This is a genomic window from Streptomyces boncukensis, assembly GCF_011045075.1.
Classification (GTDB): Bacteria; Actinomycetota; Actinomycetes; order Streptomycetales; family Streptomycetaceae; genus Streptomyces; species Streptomyces boncukensis.
Genome location: NZ_JAAKZZ010000664.1, coordinates 1 through 3,432 on the forward strand (window position 1 = coordinate 1; position 3,432 = coordinate 3,432).

General features: G+C 71.0%; 1 pseudogene. It reads right to left on the minus strand.

Annotated features, from left to right (window positions below):
- A pseudogene (locus tag G5C65_RS33905) lies at positions 1-3,085 on the minus strand (type I polyketide synthase); the annotation flags it as partial.
- Positions 3,086-3,432: the final 347 nt, after the last annotated feature.

A 3,432-nucleotide genomic window follows, 5' to 3' on the forward strand; every position in this document is an offset into this window, starting at 1 on the left:
GCACCACCCCGGACACGTCAGGCCCGGATACGCCGGACAGCTGCGCAACCTCCCCGACCGGCACGCTCACCACCGTCGCACCCGCCGCGGACAGCGCCCCCAACACCTCACCACCCCCGGACCCGATGACCACCCAGGTACCGGACAACGCCGCCGGAGGCAGGTCAGTCAGCGGCTTCCAGGTGACCTGGTAGCGCCACGAATCCAGGGTGGAGCGTTCCTGGTGACGCCTGCGCCAGGCGGACAGCGCGGGCAGCGCCGATTCCAGACCGGCCAGCTCCTCCAGATCCTCACGCTCGACCGCATCCCAGAACACCGAGTCCAGGCCATCACCCACGGCGGCCGACCTGACCGACGGCTCCGGCCAGAACCGCTCGCGCTGGAAGGCGTAGGTCGGCAGGTCGACCGTGCGGCCGCCCCAGTCGGCGAACACCTTCGTCCAGTCGACGCCAGCGCCCACTGCCCACAGGTGGCTGATCGCGGTCAGGACGGTGTCGGTCTCGTCGCGGTCCTTGCGGAGCACCGGCGCGAACACCGCATCGGAGGCGGTGTCCTGGGCCATGCCGGACAGCACACCGTCCGGGCCCAGCTCCAGACAGGCCGTTACGCCCAGGGTTTGCAGGGCGGTGACGCCCTCGGCGAAGCGGACGGGCTGACGCACCTGCTTCAGCCAGTACTCCGGCTCCTGCATCAACCCCGGCTCGGCCACCGCGCCGGTCAAGTTCGACACGATCGGGATCCGCGCCGGGCTGAACGTCAGCCCGGACAGGACGCTCGCAAACTCCTCCAGCATCGGCTCCATCAGCACCGAGTGGAACGCATGCGACACCGTCAGGACGTTGACCCGCCAGCCGCGCGCCGCGCACTCCGCCGCATAGTTGTTGACGGTGTCGAGGTCGCCGGAGAGCACCACCGAGCGCGGGCCGTTGACGGCGGCTACATCCAGCCCGGAGTCGGCGACGTCCGCCTCAGCCGCCTCCACCGCCAGCATCCCACCACCGGTCGGCAGTGCCTGCATCAGACGCCCACGCTCCGCGACCAGGGTGCAGGCATCGTCCAGGTCGAGGACCCCGGAGACGTGGGCTGCGGTGATCTCGCCCAGGGAGTGGCCCAGCAGTACGTCCGGGACCACGCCCCAGGACTCGGCGAGGCGGTAGAGGGCGACTTCGAGGGCGAACAGGCCCGCCTGCGCCCACAGCGTGTCCTCCAGACCGGTGCCGTCGGCCAGCACTGCGCGCAACGGACGCTCCAGCCGGACGTCCAGGCGGGAACACACCGCGTCGAAGGCTTCAGCGAAGACCGGGAACTGCTCATACAGGCCCAGGCCCATCCCGGCACGCTGCGCACCCTGCCCCGTGAACAGGAACGCCAGCCGACCCTCGCCAGTGACGCCGGAAGCGAGCGTCGCATCTCCGGCCAGCACCGCGCGATGCTCCAGTGCCGCCCGCGTGGTGGCCAGCGACCAGCCGACGTCCACCGCATCCAGCTCGGGTCGCTGAGCGACGAAGGACCGCAACCGCTCGATCTGTACCCGCAGGGCAGGCTCGGACTTCGCCGAGACCACCCACGGCACCACTTCCGGTGCCTGTCGTGTCGCAACGTCCGACGGCGGTTCGGGATCGGGTGCCTGCTCCAGGATGATGTGGGCGTTGGTGCCGCTGATCCCGAACGAGGACACCGCTGCCCGCCGGGAGCGGCTCACCTCGGGCCACTCCCGCGTCTCGGTCAGCAGTTCCACAGCGCCGGCGGACCAGTCCACCTGCGGGGAGGGCTCATCCACGTGCAGGGTCGCCGGAAGCATCCCGTGTCGCAGCGCCATCACCATCTTGATCACACCCGCGACACCCGCCGCGGACTGGGAGTGACCGATGTTCGACTTGATCGAGCCCAGCCACAGCGGCTCACCGCCCTCGCCGCGCTCCTGGCCGTAGGTGGCCATCAGCGCCTGCGCCTCGATCGGGTCACCGAGGCGGGTGCCCGTGCCGTGCGCCTCAACCGCGTCCACGTCCGCGCCGGTCAGGCGGGCGTTCGCCAGTGCCTGGCGGATTACCCGCTCCTGGGCGGGCCCATTCGGCGCGCTCAGTCCGTTGCTCGCACCGTCCTGGTTGATCGCGCTGCCCCGCACCACGGCCAGGATCCGGTGACCGTTGCGCTGCGCGTCCGAGAGCCGCTCCACCAGCAGCAGACCGACACCCTCCGACCACCCTGTCCCGTCCGCGGCCGCCGCGAAGGACTTGCACCGGCCGTCGGCGGCCAGCCCGTCCTGCCGGTCGAACTCGGCGAACATCCCCGGGGTGGCCATCACGGTCACACCACCGGCCAACGCCAGATCGCACTCACCCGACGACAGCGCCTGGGAGGCCAGATGCAGCGCCACCAGCGATGACGAACATGACGTGTCCACCGTCACCGCAGGGCCCTCCAGCCCGAAGGCATAGGCGACCCGCCCCGAGATCACACTCGGCGCGTTACCGGTCAACAGATGGCCATCCGCACCCGGCAGTCCAGCACCCGCATACCCGGAAGCGGCAGACCCCGCGAACACACCGACGCTGCTGCCCCGCACCGAGCGCGGGTCCATCCCGGCCGACTCGAACGTCTCCCACGCCGCTTCCAGCAGCAGCCGCTGCTGGGGATCCATCGCCAACGCCTCACGCGGCGAGATCGCGAACAACCCGGCATCGAACCCGTCCACGTCGTGGACGAACCCGCCCACACCGGCGATCCGACCGGCGGTCTCGGGCCAGCCGCGGTCGGTCGGGAACGGCGTCATGCCGTCCACTCCATCGGCAACCAGGTCCCACATCTGATCCGGCGAGGCCACCCCGCCCGGATACCGGCAGGCCATGCCCACGATCGCGAGCGGCTCGTCCACCGCAGCGACCCGCGCCGGAACCACCGATGCCGGCTGGTCCCCGCCCAGCAACTGCTGGGCCAGGTGCTCCGCCAGGATGGTCGGGTTGGGGTAGTCGAAGACGAGCGTGGCCGACAGACGCAGGCCGGTGGCGGTGGTCAGCTGGTTGCGCAGCTCGACCGCGATCAAGGAGTCGAACCCGAGGTCCTTGAACGGCCGGTCCGGGCCGATCGCCTCGGGGGTGGTGTGCCCCAGTACCGTGGCCGCGCTCTCGCGCACCAGCTCCAGCAGCATCTGCCGCCGGCGTTCAGCCGATACCGACCCCAGCCGCTGCGCCAGCGCCGGCCCGGACTGCGACGCCTGCGCCACCACACGCCGCACCCCACCGGAGACCAGATCACGCAGCAACGCCGGAACCTCACCCCGTGCCCGCAACGCGCCAGGATCAAGAGCGATCGGCACCAGATGCGATGCCGGGTGCACCAGCGCCGCATCGAACAAACCCAGCCCCCGCCCACTCGACAGCGCCGCACCGGTACTGGTCGCCCGAGCCCGATCGGCCCCGCTGAGCCCCCCGG